Raw genomic sequence first — 17,911 nt, 5'->3', positions numbered from 1 at the left:
CATGGAACCGCAGCTGGAACGGCTTCTGCTGGATCTCAAGGCGCGTCGCGTCTCCAAGGAGCACGTGAAGGAGTTTCTGAGGAACCGCGACCGCCGGGCCGACGGCGATCGCCGGGACGAGACCGGGCCCGCGCCGGAGCTGGTGCGCGCCCGCCCCGTGTGGCACCGGGCCGACGGCCCGGCGACCGCGCGGGAGCCCGGCCATACGGTGCTCCTCATCGATCCGCCCGCCGGAGTGGAGCGGGAGCTGCGCGCGAGCACGCCCCCGGCCGCCGTACACCTCCTGGAGTCCGCGTCCACCGGGCCCGCGGAGCGCTACGCCGAACTCGCCGAGCGGCTGCTCGCATTCCTCCGCATGCTGCTCGCCGACCGCGCACTGCCCCGCACCCTCGTCCAGCTCGTCTGCTCCGGACGGGGCGGGGAGACCTCCTCCGCGGGCCTGCTCGCGATGGCCCGCAGCGCGGCCCTGGAGAACCACGCGCTGCTGCCGCAGCTCGTCCTGATCGACCCGGAGACCCCGCCCGCTGCCGCGGCCGCGCAGATCCTCACCGCCCGGGACCACCCGGGTGAGCGGGCCGTACGGTTCCGCGACGGGGTCCGCGAGGCCCGGACCTGGGAGGAGTTGCCGGAGCCCGGCCCCGTCGCCCCGCCCTGGCGGGAGGGCGGGACCTATGTTGTCACCGGCGGTCTCGGCGGTCTCGGCCTCGTCTTCGCCCGCGATCTGCTGAGCTCCGTGCGGAACGTCACGCTGCTGCTCACGGGCCGCTCCCCGCTCGGGAACCGGTCCCGGCTGCTGGAGGAGCTGCGCCGGCCGCACGCGCGGGTGGAGTACACGCGGCTCGACGTGGCCGACGAGGCCGCGGTCGAGGCGTTCTTCGCCGCCGTCCGGCGCGAGCACGGCCCGGTCCACGGCGTCGTCCACAGCGCGGGCGTCCTGCGTGACGGGTTCCTCCGCGGGAAGAGCGCGGGCGAACTCCGGGAGGTCCTGGCGCCCAAGGTGGCCGGCACCCTCCATCTCGATGCCGCCACCCGGGACGAACCCCTGGACTTCCTCGCCCTGTTCTCCTCCGCAGCGGCGGTCACGGGCAACGCGGGCCAGGCGGACTACGCGGCGGCCAATGCCTTCATGGACGCCTTCGCGCACCACCGCGCCCTGCTGGTCGCCGAGGGCCGCCGGTCGGGCCGCAGCCTCTCCCTGAACTGGCCGCTGTGGGCCGAGGGCGGCATGCCGGTGGACGAGGAGACCCGCCGGGCGCTGTGGGAGGAGGCCGGCATGCTGCCGCTGCGGACCGAGCGGGGGCTGCGGACCTTCCACGAGGCGCTGGCTTCGTCCCACTGCCAGGTGATGGCGGTCGAGGGCGACGGTCCGCGCGTCCGCCGCACCTTCCTGGGCGCCCCGCCGGCGGCGCCCGCGCCGGACGCCCCCGCCGCCGTCACCGCGCTCGCGGTAGCCGAGTCCGCCGACACCCACGCCGGGATCGACGAGGAGGCGCTGCACGACAAGGTTCTCGGACGGCTCAAGCACCTGTTCAGCGGTGTGATCGGACTCTCCGTCGGAAAGATCGACGCGGAGACCCCGCTGGAGGCATACGGCGTCGACTCCATCGTGGTCACCCGGCTCAACCGGAAACTCGCGGGGACGTTCACGGGACTGTCCGCGTCGCTGCTGTACGAGTTCACCACCCTGGACGCCCTCACGGGCCACTTCCTGCGCGAGCACCGCGGCGCCTGTCTCCACTGGACGGGGGCCGCCCGGCGGCGTTCGGCCGGCCTCGCGGGATCTCCCGCCGCCCCCGCGAACGCCCCGGCGACGCCCTCTCCCGCCGGAGCCCCCGCGACGGCCCCGCAGCCCCGGCGCGCTTCCGGTCGCCCGGACCACGGAACGACGGACGCCGGGGACTCCGCGGCGCCGTTCCTCGCGTCCTCCCACCGGCCGACTGGGGCGGCGCCCCGTGCCGACGACGGGGCCGTCGCGGTCATCGGCATGAGCGGACGGTTCCCGCAAGCCCGCGATCTGCGGGAGTTCTGGGAGAACCTGGCCGGTGGACGGGACTGCGTCACCGAGATCCCCGTGGACCGCTGGCCGCTGGCCGGCTTCTACCACCCCGATCGCGACGAGGCCGTGGCGGCGCGGCTGAGCTACAGCAAGTGGGGCGGCTTCGTCGACGGATTCGCCGACTTCGACCCGCTGTTCTTCGGCATCTCGCCCCAGGAGGCGATGAACACGGACCCGCAGGAGCGCCTCTTCCTGCAGGAGTCCTGGAACGCGCTGGAGAACGCCGGATACACCCGGCGCCGGGTCGCCGAGGCGCACCGCGGCCGGGTCGGCGTCTTCGCCGGCGTCTCCAAGACAGGCTTCGACCTCTACGGCCCGCAGCTGTGGGAGCGGAACGAGCGGCTGCACCCTCTGACGTCGTTCTCGTCCGTCGCGAACCGGGTCTCCTACCTGCTCGACCTGCACGGACCGAGCCTGCCCGTCGACACGATGTGCTCCTCCTCGCTCAGCGCCGTCCACGAGGCGATGGAGCATCTGCGCCGGGACGAGTGCGAACTGGCCCTCGCGGGCGGCGTCAACCTCTATCTGCACCCGTCGAACTATCTCCTGATGTCCGGTAAGCGGATGCTCTCCGACGACGGCCGCTGCCGCAGCTTCGGCGCCGGCGGGAACGGCTTCGTCCCTGGCGAGGGCGTTGCCGTCGTCCTGCTCAAGCGGCTCGCCGACGCCGAACGCGACGGCGATCTCATCCACGCCGTGCTGCGCGGCAGCGGCGTCAACCACGGCGGTCGCACCCACGGCTACACCGTGCCGAACCCGGTGGCCCAGGCCGAGGTCGTGCGCCGGGCCCTGGATCGCGCGGGCGTGGCCGCGGGCGAGGTCGGCTATCTGGAGACCCATGGAACCGGAACGTCGCTCGGCGACCCGGTCGAGATCGAGGGTCTGACCCAGGCCTTCGCCCGGGACACCGACGCCCGCCAGTACTGCGCCGTCGGCTCCGCGAAGAGTGCCATCGGGCATCTGGAGGCCGCCGCGGGAATTGCCGGGCTGATCAAAGTCATCCTCCAGATGCAGCACGGACGTTTCGTGCCCAGCCTGCACGCGGACGAGCCGAACCCGGACATCGACTTCGCCCGGACCCCCTTCCGTCTCCAGCGTGAGGCGGCCGACTGGCCGCGCCCCACCCGCCCCGGGCCCGGCGGGGAACCGGAAGAGCGCCACCGCATCGCCGGTGTGTCCTCGTTCGGCGCGGGCGGCTCCAACGCCCATGTCGTCGTCGAGGAGTACCATCGCCCCGCCACCACCCCCGTCCCGGTTGCCCCCGCCGCGGACGGCCCCTGGCTGTTCGTGCTCTCCGCGAAGGACTCCGACCGGCTGCGGGAGCGGGCCCGGGACCTGGTGGACTGGCTGCACCGCCGGGACCCCGGACACCTCGACCTCGGCGCCGTCGCCCACACCCTCCAGTCCGGCCGGGAGGCCATGGAGACCCGGCTCGCGCTCTGCGCCGCGACCGTCGCTGAACTCGCCGGGAAGCTGGCCGCGTTCGCCGCCGGCGAGAACGAGGTGGAGGGGCTGCACCGCGGCGCCATCGGGGACCACCGCGACACGCTTGCCGCCCTCGGCACCGACAGCGATATGGCGTCCACCGTCGCCACCTGGATCGACAAGCGCAAGGACGACAAGCTCCTCGGGCTCTGGGTCAAGGGCCTCGCCGTGGACTGGAGCAGGCTCCACACGGCCGGCCGCCCCGCGGTGGTCCCGCTGCCCGGCTACCCCTTCGCCCGGGACCGCCACTGGGTCGGCGACCTCCTTGCGGACGCCCCCGCCTCGCCCGGGACCGCCGCGGGCGAACGGCTGCACCCCCTCGTCCACACCAACACCTCCACCCTCGAAGCCCAGCGCTTCGACACGGTCCTCACCGGCCGTGAGCCCTTCCTCACCGACCACGTCGTGGCGGGACGGCGGGTACTGCCCGGCGTCGCCCATCTGGAGATGGCGCGAGCCGCCCTGGTGGCCTCGCTCGACGAGGCGCCGCCGGCGACCGAGCTCCGCCATGTGGTGTGGGCCCGGCCCCTCGTGGTCACCGACGGCCCCGTCCGGGTGCGCACCACCCTCTACGCGGCGGACCCGGAGGAGACCGGTCCGGCAGATGCGTCCGTACCCGGCGGCGGGGTCGCCTTCGAGATAGCCACCCCGGCGCAGGACCCGGCGGCCGGCGCTCTCGTCCACAGCCGGGGTGCAGTCCTGCCCCTCACCGACGCCCGGACGCCCGAGCCGCTGGACCTGACGGCGCTGCGGGCGGCCTGCGGCTCCGCATACCTCGATGCCGAGGCCTGCTACCGCTTCTACCGGGCCCTGGGGCTGGAGTACGGCCTGTCCCATCGCGGCGTGGAGAGCGTCGCCGTCGGTGAAGGACAGGCGCTGGCCCGGCTGCGGCTGCCGGACGGGGCGGAGGCCGCCGCGCTCGACGCCCAGCCGCTCCACCCCGGTCTGCTCGACGCCGCCCTCCAGTCCTCCATCGGACTGTTCCGCCCGGACGGGGAGAACCCGGAGCCGGAGGACGGCGCGCTCCACCTCCCGTTCGCGGTCGACCGGGTCACGGTCCTCGGGCCCTGCGCCCCGCGGATGTGGGCCTGGGTCCGCTACAGCGCGGACGACCGGCCGGAGAGCGGCGTCCGCAGGATCGACATCGACGTGCTCGACGACGACGGCGTGCCGCGGGTCCTGCTCCGGGGCTTCACCTCCCGGGCCCATGAGGCACCGGCCGCCTCCGCTTCCGTCTCCGGGGCGCCGGCCCCCGTCCGGGAGACCCCCGCCGCCGGTCCCCGGGCCGCCCGGCCACAGGCCCCCCTGGTGGAGCGGACCCGCCGCTATCTGGTGGACCTGCTCGCCGGCGAACTGAGGCTGCCCCCGGACCGGATCGACGCCGACTCCGCGCTGGAGCACTACGGCATCGACTCCATCATGACGATGAACCTGACCAGCAGGCTGGAACAGGTCTTCGGCTCCCTGCCCAAGACCCTGTTCTTCGAATACCAGAGCATCGGCGAGCTGGCGGGATACTTCCTCGCCGGACACCGCGAACGGCTGACCGCGCTGCTCCCCGGGGACACGACCCCGTCACCGTCCGCGGACGGCGGGGACCCCGGCGCCGGGACCGGAACGGACGACGCGGCCCGCCGTCCCGGCGGGCCGGGCCCCCTCCGCGCCCGCCCGGCCCCCCGCCTCGGCCGCCCGCGGCCCGACCGCAGCGGAACAGCCGCGACCGGCCGTGAGATCGCCGTCGTCGGTCTCGCGGGCCGCTACCCCGGCGCCCGCACCGTGCACGAGTTCTGGCGGAACCTCGCCGAAGGACGCGACTGCGTCACCGAGATCCCCGCCGACCGCTGGGACCACGGCCTCTACTACGACCCGGACCGGAACGCCCCCGGCAGGACGTACGCCAAATGGGGCGGCTTCCTGGACGGCGTCGACCTCTTCGACCCCCTCTTCTTCAACATCGCCCCGCGCGAGGCCGCGTTCATGGACCCGCAAGAGCGCCTGTTCCTGGAGTGTGTTCACGAGACGCTGGAGGACGCGGGCTACACCCGTGCGTCCCTCGCCCGGTACGGCGGCTGCGGGCTCCCCGGCAATGTCGGCGTGTTCGTCGGCGTGATGTACGAGGAGTACCAGCTCTACGGCGCCCAGGAGCAGGCCGGGGGCAACAACATCACCCTGTCCGGCAGTGCCTCGACCATTGCCAACCGGGTGAGTTACGTCTACGACCTGCACGGCCCCAGCATGGCGCTCGACACCATGTGCTCGTCCTCGCTCACCGCGCTCCATCTGGCCTGCCAGAGCCTGCGGACCGGCGACTGCGAGATGGCCGTCGCCGGCGGGGTGAACCTCTCGCTGCACCCGAACAAATATCTGATGCTCGCCAGTGGGAAATACGCCTCCAGCCGGGGTCGCTGCGAGAGCTTCGGCGAGGGCGGCGACGGCTATGTCCCCGGCGAGGGCGTCGGCGCGGTCCTGCTCAAGCCGCTCGCCCGAGCGGTCGAGGACGGCGACACCGTCTACGGCGTCATCCGCGGCACCTCTGTGAACCACGGGGGTAAGACCAACGGCTACGCGGTCCCCAACCCCCGCGCCCAGCACCAGGTCATCGGCCACGCGCTCCGCGAAGCCGGGGTCGACGCGGGCTCGGTCAGCTATGTGGAGGCCCACGGCACCGGCACCTCGCTGGGCGACCCGGTCGAGATCGCCGCCCTGACCAAGGCGTTCCGCGCGGACACGGAGCGGACCGGCTACTGCGCCATCGGCTCGGTCAAGAGCAGCATCGGCCACGCCGAGAGCGCTGCCGGCATCGCCGCGCTGACCAAGGTGCTGATGCAGATGAAGCACCGCCGGCTCGCGCCCTCCCTCCACGCGGACGTCCTCAACCCCCGTATCGACTTCGACAACAGCCCCTTCCGCGTCCAGCGGGAGGCCGCGCCCTGGCACCGGCCGGCCGCCGCCGACGGCACCGAGACGCCGCGCATCGCCGGCATCTCCTCCTTCGGCGCGGGCGGCTCCAACGCCCATGTCGTCGTCGAGGAGTTCATCCCCGCCGAGGACCCCGCACGGCGGGCGCGTCCGGACGACCGGCCTGTCGCCGTGGTGCTCTCCGCCCGGACCGCCGAGGCCCTGCTGGACCAGGCCCGGCGACTGCTGCGCTGGGTGACCGAGGAGGAGGGCGCGTCCGCGGCGCTCGCCGACATCGCCCACACCCTCCAGACGGGACGCGAGGAGTACGAGGAGCGGCTGGGTCTGACCGCCGCCACCACCGGCGAACTCGCCGCGAAAATAGGGTCGTTCCTCGCAGACGGGCCCAGTGCCCCCGGGCTGTACCGGGGCCGGGTCGAACGCCGCGGCGGCAGCCTCGCCGTCTTCACCGCCGACGCCGCACAGGAGCGGTCGCTCGCCGGGGACATCGCCCGGGGCGTGTACGGCGAGCTGCTCCGGCTCTGGGCCACCGGACTCCTCGTCGACTGGACGCGGCTCCACCGCGGCCCCGCTCCGCGCCGGGTGCCGATGCCCGCGTACCCCTTCCAGGGGAAGCGCTACTGGCCGGCCCTCGGCGCCGCCGGGCCCCGCCCCGCCGCCGGCCCGGCACTGCTCCACCCGCTGTTGCACACCAACACCTCCACCCTCGACGAGCAGTGCTTCACCTCCCGTTACACCGGTGAGGAGTTCTTTCTCCGGGACCACCGGGTCCGGGGCGAGCGGGTGCTCTCCGGTGCGGCCTGTCTGGAGCTGGCGCGGGCCGCCGCGGAGGCGTCCCTGACCGGACATCCTGTCGCCCTGACGCTGGAGAACGTCGTCTGGGCGCGACCGATTGCCCTCCGGGACGGGGACGGGGAAAAGGGCGAGGGGCTGACCGTCCGGGTGCGGCTGACGCCCCGGGGCCGGGATGGGATCCGCTTCGAGATCCTGACCCGCGACACATCCCCCGGCGCCACCGGGGAGACGGTGCACAGCGAGGGCACGGTACGGGCCGGCGCCGCCGGATCCGCCGTGGATCCCGGTGCCGGTGACCCCGGCGAGCGTGTCGACGTGTCGCGGCTGCGCGCCGAGTGCCCGGAGGAAGGCCCTGAGCCCGACGCCCTGTACGCGGCCTTCGCCCGGCACGGCATCGCCTATGGTCCCGGCCACCGCGGCATCCGCGGACTGTGGCGCGGCCGGGGCCGGGCCCTCGCCCGGCTCGCCCTGCCGTCCGGCCCGTCCGGCGCGCCGGACGCCTACGGGCTCCATCCGGCCCTGCTCGACTCCGCCCTCCAGGCCTGCGCCGGCCTGCTGCCCGCCGACGGCGGCCCGGCGGCGCCGCTCCTGCCGTTCGCCGTGGACGAGGTACGGGTCCTGGGACCCTGCACCGCTGGGATGTGGGCTGCGGTGCGGGAGCGGGAGGACCCCGGCGGCGGGGTGCGCCGCCTCGACATCGACCTGTGCGACGAGGAAGGCGGCGTGCGCGTCCGGCTCCGGGGCGTCTCCCTGCGTGCTCCGGCCGCCGCCCCCGCTCCGGACCCGGACGCCGCGGATACCGGCGCTCTGCTGGCCCGGCCCTGCTGGATCCCCGCGGAGCGCCGCGAGACCGGTGACCCCGTCCCCGAGGGTCTGGTGCTGGTAGCCGGAGTACCCGGGCTCGCCGCCGCCCTGCGGGCGCGCGACACGGCGCGGGTGGTGCCGCTCGGCCCCGACTCCGGTTCCGGTTCCGTGCCGGATGACGACCTCGCCGCCGGCTACATGGACGCCGCCCTGCGCGTCCTCGCCGAGGTCCGGGAGGTGTTGGCCGAGCGCGCTCAGCACCCCGTACGCGTGCAGCTGGTCGCCCCGGCCGCCGACCCCGCGCTCCGGCGGGGGCTGCTCTCCCTGCTGAGGTCGGCCGCCCTGGAGAACCCGCGTCTGCTCGGGCAGCTGGTCCTGGTGGACCCGCGGGAGCCGGCGGAGCGTACCGCGTCCCTGGTGACCGCCGAGCGTACGGCGCTCGCGGACACCGCCGTACGCCATCTCGACGGCGTACGCGAGGTGCTGCGCTGGCGCGAGGAGGAGACCACCGACGTGCCCGCCCCGGTGCCCTACCGGGACGGCGGCGTCTATCTGATCACCGGCGGCGCCGGAGGGCTCGGCGCAGTCTTCGCCGGGGACGCGGCGGCGCGGGTCCGTGCCCCCCGGATCGTGTTGACCGGCCGTTCGCCGCTCGACCCGGCCAAGGAGGAGCTGCTGGAGCGGCTGCGGCGGCTCGGCGCGGACGCCGTGTACGAGCGGGCCGACATCGCCGTCCGCGATGAGGCGGCGGCGCTGGTGCGCCGGATCCGCGAGCGGTACGGGCGGATCGACGGCGTGCTCCACGGCGCCGGGTTCATCCGGGACGCGTTCGTGCTGCGCAAGGACGCGGGGGAGTTCGCCCGGGTGCTCGCGCCGAAGGTCGCGGGCCTCGTCCACCTGGACGAGGCGACGCGCGAGGACGATCTCGGCTTCCTGGTCGCCTTCTCGTCCGTCGCGGGAGCCCTCGGCAATGTGGGCCAGGCCGACTACGCGGCCGCCAACGCCTTCATGGACGCCTTCGCCGCGCTGCGCAACACCCTGGTGGCGCGGGGCGAGCGCCGGGGCCGGACGCTCTCCGTCGGCTGGCCGCTGTGGGCCGACGGCGGTATGCACGTCGACGCGGCCACGGAGCGGTCGCTGCAGGAGCGCTTCGGACTGGTGCCGCTGGACGCGGGGACGGGCGTCCGCGTGCTCCACCAAGCTCTCGCCGCGGGCCACGATCACGTCCTGGTGCTGGCCGGCTACCGGCCACGGCTGCGGCGGACCCTGCTCGCGGGGCTGCTTGCGCCTGACCCGGCCGGCGGCCGGGCCTCCGCGCCGACCGGGGAGAAGGAGGCGCCCGAGGTGTCGTCCGCCTCCGCGGCGGACTCCGGCGACGGCCCGGACGAAGGAACGGCGCAGCGCGCGGTGGCGTATGTCACACGGCTGCTGTCCTCGGCCGTCGACATGCCCGCCGGTGCGATCGACCCCGAGGCGTCGTTGGAGGAGTACGGCGTCGACTCCGTGATGACCATGGAGATGACGCGCGCCCTGGAGGAGGTCTTCGGGTCCCTGCCGAAGACGCTCTTCTTTGAACACCGGACCATCGCGGCGCTCGCCGGACATCTTCTGACGGCCTATCCGGAGCAGGTCCGCGCGCTGCTGCCGGCCAGCGGCGTGCCGTGGCGGTCCGGGCCCGCGCCGGAACCGTCCGTCCGGCCGGGCCCCGGACACCGGTTCGCCATGACCGCGGAGACCCGGGCGCCATCCCTTCCCGGGGCGTCCAGCGGGACCGACGGGACGGAGGAGACCGGCGATATCGCTGTTATCGGGCTCGCCGGCCGCTATCCGCAGGCCCGGGACGTGCACGAGTTCTGGCGGAACCTTGCCGAGGGCCGGGACTGTGTGACCGAGGTGCCCGCGGACCGCTGGGACCTCGGCCGCCACTTCGACCCGGAACCGGGCGCGCCGGGGAAGACCTACGGCAGGTGGGGCGGGTTCCTCGAGGGCGCCTACGACTTCGACGCGGGCTTCTTCAACGTCTCCCCCCGTGAGGCGGAGATCATGGACCCGCAGGAACGCCTGTTCCTGGAGTGCGTCCACGAGACGCTGGAGGACGCGGGATACACCCGTGACACCGGCCGGGACCGGACGGGCCAGACGCTCGACGGCCGGGTGGGCGTGTTCGTCGGCGTGATGTACGAGGAGTACCAGCTCCACGGCGCCCAGTCGCAGCTGGGCTCCGCGCCCCTGGCCGTGGCCGGCAATCCGGCCTCGGTCGCCAACCGGGTGTCGTACTTCTTCAATCTCCGAGGCCCCAGCATGAGCGTCGACACCATGTGCTCGTCCTCGCTGACCGCTGTCCATCTGGCCTGTCAGAGCCTGCGCTCGGGCGACTGCGAGGCCGCCGTCGCGGGCGGGGTGAACCTCTCGCTGCACCCGAACAAGTATCTGCTGCTCAGCCAGGGCCGGTTTCTGTCGACCACGGGCCGCTGCGAGAGCTTCGGCGCCGGCGGCGACGGCTATGTGCCTGGTGAGGGCGTGGGCGCCGTGCTGCTCAAGCCACTGGCGAAGGCGGTCGCGGACGGCGACCGGATCCATGGCGTCATCAAGGGGTCCGCCGTCAACCACGGCGGCAAGACCAACGGCTATGCCGTGCCCGATCCGCTGGCCCAGGCCGACGCCGTCGGCCGGGCGCTGGAGCGGGCGGGTGTGGACGCCCGGTCCGTGGGCTATGTCGAGGCTCACGGCACCGGCACCGCGCTCGGCGACCCGATCGAGATCGCCGGGCTGTCGAGGGCCTTCGGTGCCCACACCGACGACCGGGGCTACTGCGCGATCGGCTCCGTGAAGTCCGGCATCGGGCACGCGGAGAGCGCCGCCGGCATCGCCGGCATCACCAAGGTCCTGCTCCAGCTCCGGCACGGTCGGCTGGCCCCGTCGCTGCACGCGGATGTCCTCAATCCGCACATCGACTTCGCGGCGACGCCGTTCACGGTGCAGCGGGAGGCCGCGGAGTGGCCGCGGCCGCTGCCGTCCGAGGGCTCGACCGGGCCGGCGCCGCGGGTGGCGGGTGTGTCCTCGTTCGGTGCGGGCGGTGCCAACGCGCATGTCGTCATCGCCGAGTATCTGCCCGGGGACACCGCGCCCCGGCCGGCGGCCGAGTTCACCGGGACGGCCGTCGTCCCGCTCTCGGCGCGGACGCCCCAAGAGCTGCGGGCCCGCGCCGAGCGGCTGGTCGAGTGGCTGGAGAGCACCGAGCACGCGCCCCTCGCGCTCGCCGACATCGCCTACACGCTCCAGGTCGGGCGGGAGCCCATGGAGGAGCGCGTGGGGGTGCTGGCCGCCTCGGTCCCCGAACTGACGGAGGAGTTGCGCCGGTTCGCCGGCGGCGGACCCGGCAACGGCCGTCTGGTGCGCGGCTCGGCCGTCCGCGAGGGCGGTGTTCCGGCGCTCCTCGGCTCCGACTCCGATCTCGATGCGATGATCGCCGCCTGGGCGGCCAAGGGGAAGCACGAGAAGCTGCTCGACCTGTGGGTCCACGGGGTCCCCGTGGACTGGCGGCTGCTGTATCCCGGCGCGCCGCCCCGCCGGATCGCCCTCCCGGGCTATCCCTTTGCCCGAGAGCGGTACTTCCCGTTCGACGGCGCGGCCGCGTCCCGTCCGGTCCCGATCGGTGCCCCGGCCGCACTCCATCCGCTGGCCCGGGTCAACACCTCCGACTTCACCGGACAGCGCTTCACCTCGGTCCTCACCGGAGAGGAGTTCTTCCTGCGGGACCATCGGGTCCGGGGCGAGCGTGTCCTGCCCGCCGCGGCCCTGCTGGAGTCCGCCGTGGCCGCGGCCTGTCTGGCCGGGCGGACCGCCGTCGAGCCGTCGGCCCCGATCGCCCTGCGGGACGTCGTCCTCGCCCGGCCGTTCACGGTCGGCGCGGAGCCGCGCGAACTGCACACCGGGCTGTGGCCGGACGAGGACGGCGACATCCGGTTCCGGCTCGACGGCACCCCGTACGGGCCGGACGGCGACGGCGACGGCGGCACCGTGGTGCACGCCGCGGGCGTCCTCTGCTTCGCTGCGGACGCGGAGAAGACGGTGCTGGACCTGCCCGCCCTGCGGGAGGCCTGCGACGGCCCGGGACTGACCGGCGAGCGCTGCTATGAGCTGTACCGCGCCGCCGGGATCGGGTACGGACCCGCCCACCGGGCCGTCCGTCACATTCTCACCGGGCCCGGCCAGGCCCTGGCGGAGCTGGCGCTGCCCGAGTCGGTGCGGGCGACCGAGGACGAATTCACCCTGCATCCAAGCCTGCTCGACGCCGCCTTCCAGGCCTGCGCGGGCCTGCTGGGGAACGGGGACGGAGACGGGGACGGAGACGGGGACGGAGGGGACGCGGAGAGCACGGCGACTACCGGGGGCGGGCTCCCCGTCCCGTACGCGGTCGAGGACGTCCTCGTCCTGGACCGCTGCGCGGCCGCCATGTGGGCCTGGATCCGGTCGAGCGCCGGGGAGTACGGGGACCCGGCCGCCCCGCGGTTCGACATCGACCTTGCCGACGGGCACGGCCGGGTCCGGGTCCGGATCGGCGGACTGACCTTCCGGGCGCTGAAGGGATCACCGGTGGACGGGGCAGGGCATCCGGCGCCCGCCCTCCGCCGGGGTGCCGGGGAGACCCCGGACCCGCGCGGGCTCCCGGGCGCGGAAGCGGCCGCAGGCGGGGACACGGCCGGGAACGGGCATACCGCGGATGACGGGCACGCGACCCCGACCGGGACCTCGGACGGGACAGAAGCCGTTCTGCTGCGGGCCCGGTGGCGGGAGCGCCCTGCGACGGCCGCCGTGCCGCCGGGCCGGGGCGGCCCCCCGCCGGCTGTGCTCCTCGCCGGCCTGCCCGAAGCCGCGGCCCCGCTCCGCGCCGCCGGCGCGGACGTGACCCTGCTGGTCTCCCCGGACCCGACCCCGGACGGCCGCTACACCGCCCTCGGCGTCCAACTGCTCGAACAGCTGCGCCCGCGGGTACGGGCAACGGCCGGCCCCGGCCATGTGCAGCTGGTCGTCCCCGGCGGACCCGAGGAGGCCCTGCTCTCGGGCCTCGCGGCGATGCTCCGTACGGCCCACTTGGAGAACCCGGACCTCACCGGACAGCTCATCGTCCTCGACCCCGCCGACCCCCCCGGGCGGGCCGTGGAACGGATCCTGGAGAACCGTGACCATCCCGGGGACACCCTGGTGCGCTACACCGGCGGCCGCCGCCAGGTGCGCACCTGGGAGGCGGACCCGGCGGCCGACCCGGCAGCCGGACCAGCCGCACTGCCCTGGCGGGACAACGGCGTCTACCTCGTCACCGGCGGAGCGGGCGCCCTCGGCGCCGTCTTCGCCCGGGAGATCGCCGCGCAGACCGCCGGAGCGGTCTTGGTCCTCACCGGCCGCTCTCCGCTGGACGCCGGACGGCGCCGTACGCTCGATGCCCTGCGGGCCGCCGGGGTGCGGGACGTTCGCTACGAACAAGCCGACATCACCAGCCGCACCCGCACCGAGGCACTCGTCGCACGGATCCTGGAGCGGTACGGCCGGATCGACGGCGTCCTCCACAGCGCTGGGATCACCCGGGACTCCTTCCTCCGCACCAAGCCGGAGGAAGACTTCCGGGACGTCCTGGCGCCCAAGGTCGCGGGCGTGGTGAACCTCGACACCGCGACCCGCGGGCTTCCGCTCGACTTCTTCGTGACCTTTTCCTCCACCTCCGGGGCACACGGAAACACCGGCCAGGCCGACTACGCCGCCGCCAACGCCTTCCTGGACGCCTACGCCTGGTACCGGCACGGCCTCGCCGCCCGCGGCGAGCGCTCCGGCCAGAGCCAGTCCGTCAACTGGCCCCTGTGGGCGGAGGGCGGGATGCACATCGACGCGGCCACGGAACGGTCACTGCGCGAACACCATGGTGTCGCGCCGCTGGAGACCGGCGCCGGAGTCCGCGCCTTCTACCGGATCATCCACTCGGGACACCGCCAGGTGATGGTGTCCCCTGCGCCGCCGCCCCGTACCCCGGACCGGGACCGCGCCCCCCAGCCCTCACCGCAGCAGACACCCCCTGTTTCCTCGGCCGTCGGGACGGATTCGTGACGCACTACGACAGTGACGACCTCGAAGAGAAGACGACCGCGTACCTCAAGGGCCTTCTCTCCGAGACCACCAAGCTCCCGCCCGGCCGGGTCGGCTCCCGTGCGGCGTTCGAGAGCTTCGGCCTCGACTCGGTCATGGCGATGGCGATGACGACGGAGCTGGAGCAGGTGCTGGGGCCCTTGCCCAAGACCCTCTTCTTCGAGTTCGCCACCCCGCGCGAGCTGGCACGCCACCTCGTCGCCGGCCACGCGCCACGCCTCCGTGCCCACCTGGGAACGGAGAGGACGGAGGCGACGGAGCCGGGAGCGGACACCCCCGCTGCCGCGCCCGCCCCCCGGACGCCCCCGGCGGGTGGCGCCCGCACAGGCATGCCCCGTCGCAGGTCCCTGGCCTCCACCCGGTGGGCGGCGCCGGGCACCGGGCGGGGAACCGGCCCGGGAAGCACTCTCCCGCCCGTACCGGCCCTACCGGAGACCGCCGGCCGGCCGGGCTGGGACATCGCGATCGTCGGCCTCGCCGGGCGCTACCCCGGGGCTCGGACGACCGAGGAGTTCTGGGCCAATCTGGCAGCGGGACGGGACAGCGTCACCGAGATCCCCGCCGACCGCTGGGACCACCGGGTGTACTTCGACGAGGATCGGGACGCCCCCGGCCGGACCTACAGCAAGTGGGGCGGCTTCCTGGACGGTGTCGACGAGTTCGACCCGCTGTTCTTCAACATCTCGCCCGCCGAGGCGGAGCTGATGGACCCGCAGGAGCGCCTCTTCCTCCAGTGCGTCTACGAGACCGTGGAGAACGCCGGCTACACCCCCGCCCGGCTCAACTCCTCGGCCGGCCCCTCCGGAGTCGGCGTGTACGCCGGGGTGATGTACGAGGAGTACCAGCTGTACGGGGCCCAGGAGCAGGTCCTCGGCAATCCCGTGGCGCTCAGCGGCACCTCCTCGGCCGTCGCCAACCGCGTCTCCTACTTCTTCGACTTCCACGGCCCGAGCATGAGCGTCGACACCATGTGCTCCTCCTCGCTCACGGCCATCCACCTCGCCTGCCAGAGCATCCGCTCCGGCACCTGCTCCGCGGCGATCGCCGGCGGCGTCAACGTCTCGGTGCACCCCAACAAGTACCTGCTGCTGGGCCGGGGCAGATTCGTCTCCGGCACGGGCCGCTGCGAGAGCTTCGGCAGGGGCGGCGACGGCTATGTCCCCGCCGAGGGTGTGGGCGCCGTCCTGCTGAAGCCGCTGGAGCGGGCGCTGCGCGACGGGGACCACATCCACGGAGTCATCCGCGGCATCGCCGTCAACCACGGGGGACGCAGCAACGGCTACGCTGTGCCCAGCCCGGCGGCACAGGCCCGGTCGGTCACCGATTCCTGGCGGACCGCCGGAATCGACCCGCGCGCGGTGAGCTGCGTCGAGGCCCACGGCACCGGGACGGCGCTCGGCGACCCGATCGAGATCGCCGGCCTCACCCGCGCGTTCCGGGAGCACACCGAGGACGAGGGCTTCTGCTCGATCGGTTCGGTCAAGAGCAACATCGGCCACGCCGAGAGCGCCGCCGGCATGTCCGGGCTCACCAAGGTCCTGCTCCAGATGCGGGAGGGCCTGCTCGCCCCCTCGCTCCACTCGGCGGAGACCAACCCGAACATCGACTTCGCGAGCACGCCCTTCCGCGTCCAGCAGACCCTGGAGGAGTGGCGGCGGCCGGTGCTCACCATCGACGGCGCCGAGCGGGAGATGCCCCGTCTCGCCGGGATCTCCTCCTTCGGCGCCGGCGGCTCCAACGCCCATCTCGTCGTGGAGGAGTTCGTCTCCGCGGACCGGGCCGCGGATCCGGCCCCGGCCGCGGCGCACGGGGGCGGCGGCCCCGAGCTGGTCGTGCTGTCGGCGCGCACCGCCGAGCGGCTGCGGGAACAGGCCGGACGGCTCGCCGACTGGATCGACGCCCACGGGCTGACCACCGCGGATCTGCCCTCGCTCGCCCGGACGCTCCAAGTGGGCAGGGAGGCGATGCGGGAACGGCTCGGCGCGGTCGTCGCCACCGTCCCGGAGCTTCTCACCCTGCTGCGGAACGCCGCTGCCGGCCGGGACGCGGCCCCCCGCCCGGCGACCGGCCGGGCGGGCGGCGACACCGATGAGCCGGCGCGGCTCGCTACCGCCGGTGATCTGACCGGCGCCCTCGCCCGAGCCGACCTCCCCCGGATCCTGGAACTCTGGCTCGGGGGAGTCACCGTCGACTGGGACGCGCTCCACCCGGACCGGCCGCCGCGCCGCATCGTCCTGCCGTCCTACCCCTTCGCCCGGGACCGCCACTGGATCGACACCTCCGGCACCGCGGCCGCCCTCGCCGCGGGCGCCGGAACCGGCCCGGCGAACGGCGGTGGGGAGGGGGACGCGGCCGGTGCAGCGGGCACCACGGACACGGACGGCGCCACCCCCCGCTCCGCCGCCGGATCGGCTGTCGCCCCCCTCCTGTTCACGGAGACGTGGGAGCCCGGGGAGCCGTCCGTCCGTCCGGACGCGGCCCCGCGCGTCGTGGTGTGCCTCTGCGCCCCCGGCGAGCTGGACGAACTGGCGCGCGCAGCCCGGGAGCAGGCCCCCGGCACCACCCTGGTGACCGTCGTCCGCGGCGCGGGATACACCCGCACCTCCGAGGACTCCTACACCGTGGACGACCGCGGCCCCGGCGATCTCGCCCGCATGCTCGACGACGTCCGCACCCGGCACGGCGCGGTCGGCGGCCTGCTGAACCTCTGGCCCCTGGAACGCGGGACGGCGCACGGGAACCCGGACGCGGATCCGGGGTCCTATGTCTCCACCGTGCGCCTTCTGCAGGCGATCGCGAAGGCGGAAGCAGCACCCGTACGCATCCTCCAGGCCGGATCCCTCCGCGACGGCACCGAGCGGGCCCGCCTGGAGTCCTGGCTCGGCTTCGAGCGGTCCCTGGGCCGGGCCCTGCCCGGCGCCGAGTACGCCGCCGTGCTGGAGGACGTCACCGACACCGCCAGGGACACCGGCCGGACGGAGGAGGCAGGCCGGGGCACCTCTCCCCGCGCCTGGTTCGCCCGTCTCTGGACCGAACTCCGCGCCGAACGGTGCGTCAGCACCCTCCACCGCGGCGGTGTCCGGCACATCAGCCGCGTTCGCCCGAGCATCCCCCGCCCCGGTCGGGCCCCCCTGCGCACTGGCGGCACCTACCTCGTCACAGGCGGAACGGGCGGCCTCGGACTGCTGCTCGCCGAGCACCTCGCCACCACCCGCGACGCCCGTCTCGTCCTCACCGGCCGCTCGCCCCTCGACGCCGAGCGCCGCCGCCGCATCGCGCGGGTCGAGGAACTGGGCGGCGAAGTCCTCTACGTCCGCGCCGACGCCGCCGACCCGTGGGCGATGCGCGAGGTCGTGGCGGCGGCCCGCGAACGCTTCGGCGCAATCCACGGTGCCGTGCATGCCGCAGGGGTCGCTGGCCGGGGCTCCGTGCTCACCAACGACGCCCGGGACTTCCCCGCCCTGGTCTCCGCCAAGGTGGACGGCACTCTCGCCCTCGACGCCGCACTCGCCGATGAACCCCTTGACTTCGTCTGCTACTTCTCCTCCACCTCGGCCGTCCTCGGGGACTTCGGCAGCTGCGACTACGCCGTCGCCAACCGCTTCCAGACGGCCTACGCCCACCGGCGTGCCGACCGGGTGCGCCGCGGGGAGCTGTCCGGTGTCACCCTGGCGGTCAACTGGCCCCTGTGGCGGGACGGCGGCATGGGCTTCG

2 protein-coding genes (1 of these 2 only partly in view) are annotated in these 17,911 nt (G+C 74.4%); both read left to right on the top strand.

Features of this window, described 5'->3' with window-relative positions; all coding sequences use genetic code 11:
* The first annotated feature begins 1 nt into the window (after position 1).
* Entirely contained in the window at positions 2–14,158 is a 14,157-nt protein-coding gene (locus tag ACIQ9E_RS07285) for an SDR family NAD(P)-dependent oxidoreductase (protein WP_403703320.1), read from the top strand.
* On the top strand, positions 14,155–17,911 hold the beginning of the coding sequence (locus ACIQ9E_RS07280; RefSeq protein WP_403703317.1) for an SDR family NAD(P)-dependent oxidoreductase. Its footprint extends 4,808 nt past the window's final position; 3,757 of the gene's 8,565 nt are visible here — the first part of the coding sequence; its start codon is at positions 14,155–14,157; its stop codon lies beyond the right edge, outside the window. The genes ACIQ9E_RS07285 and ACIQ9E_RS07280 overlap by 4 nt, the downstream gene beginning before the upstream one ends.

Origin of the sequence: Streptomyces sp. NPDC094448 (genome assembly GCF_044763775.1) — a bacterium.
Taxonomy (GTDB): Bacteria; Actinomycetota; Actinomycetes; order Streptomycetales; family Streptomycetaceae; genus Streptomyces.
Note: the sequence above shows the minus strand (reverse complement) of the source record. Positions and strands in the feature narration are given on the sequence as shown.

Excerpts from the sequence above, each read along its gene's own strand:
- ACIQ9E_RS07285 (WP_403703320.1), top strand. The coding sequence starts at position 2 with ATGGAACCGCAGCTGGAACGGCTTCTGCTGGATCTCAAGGCGCGTCGC.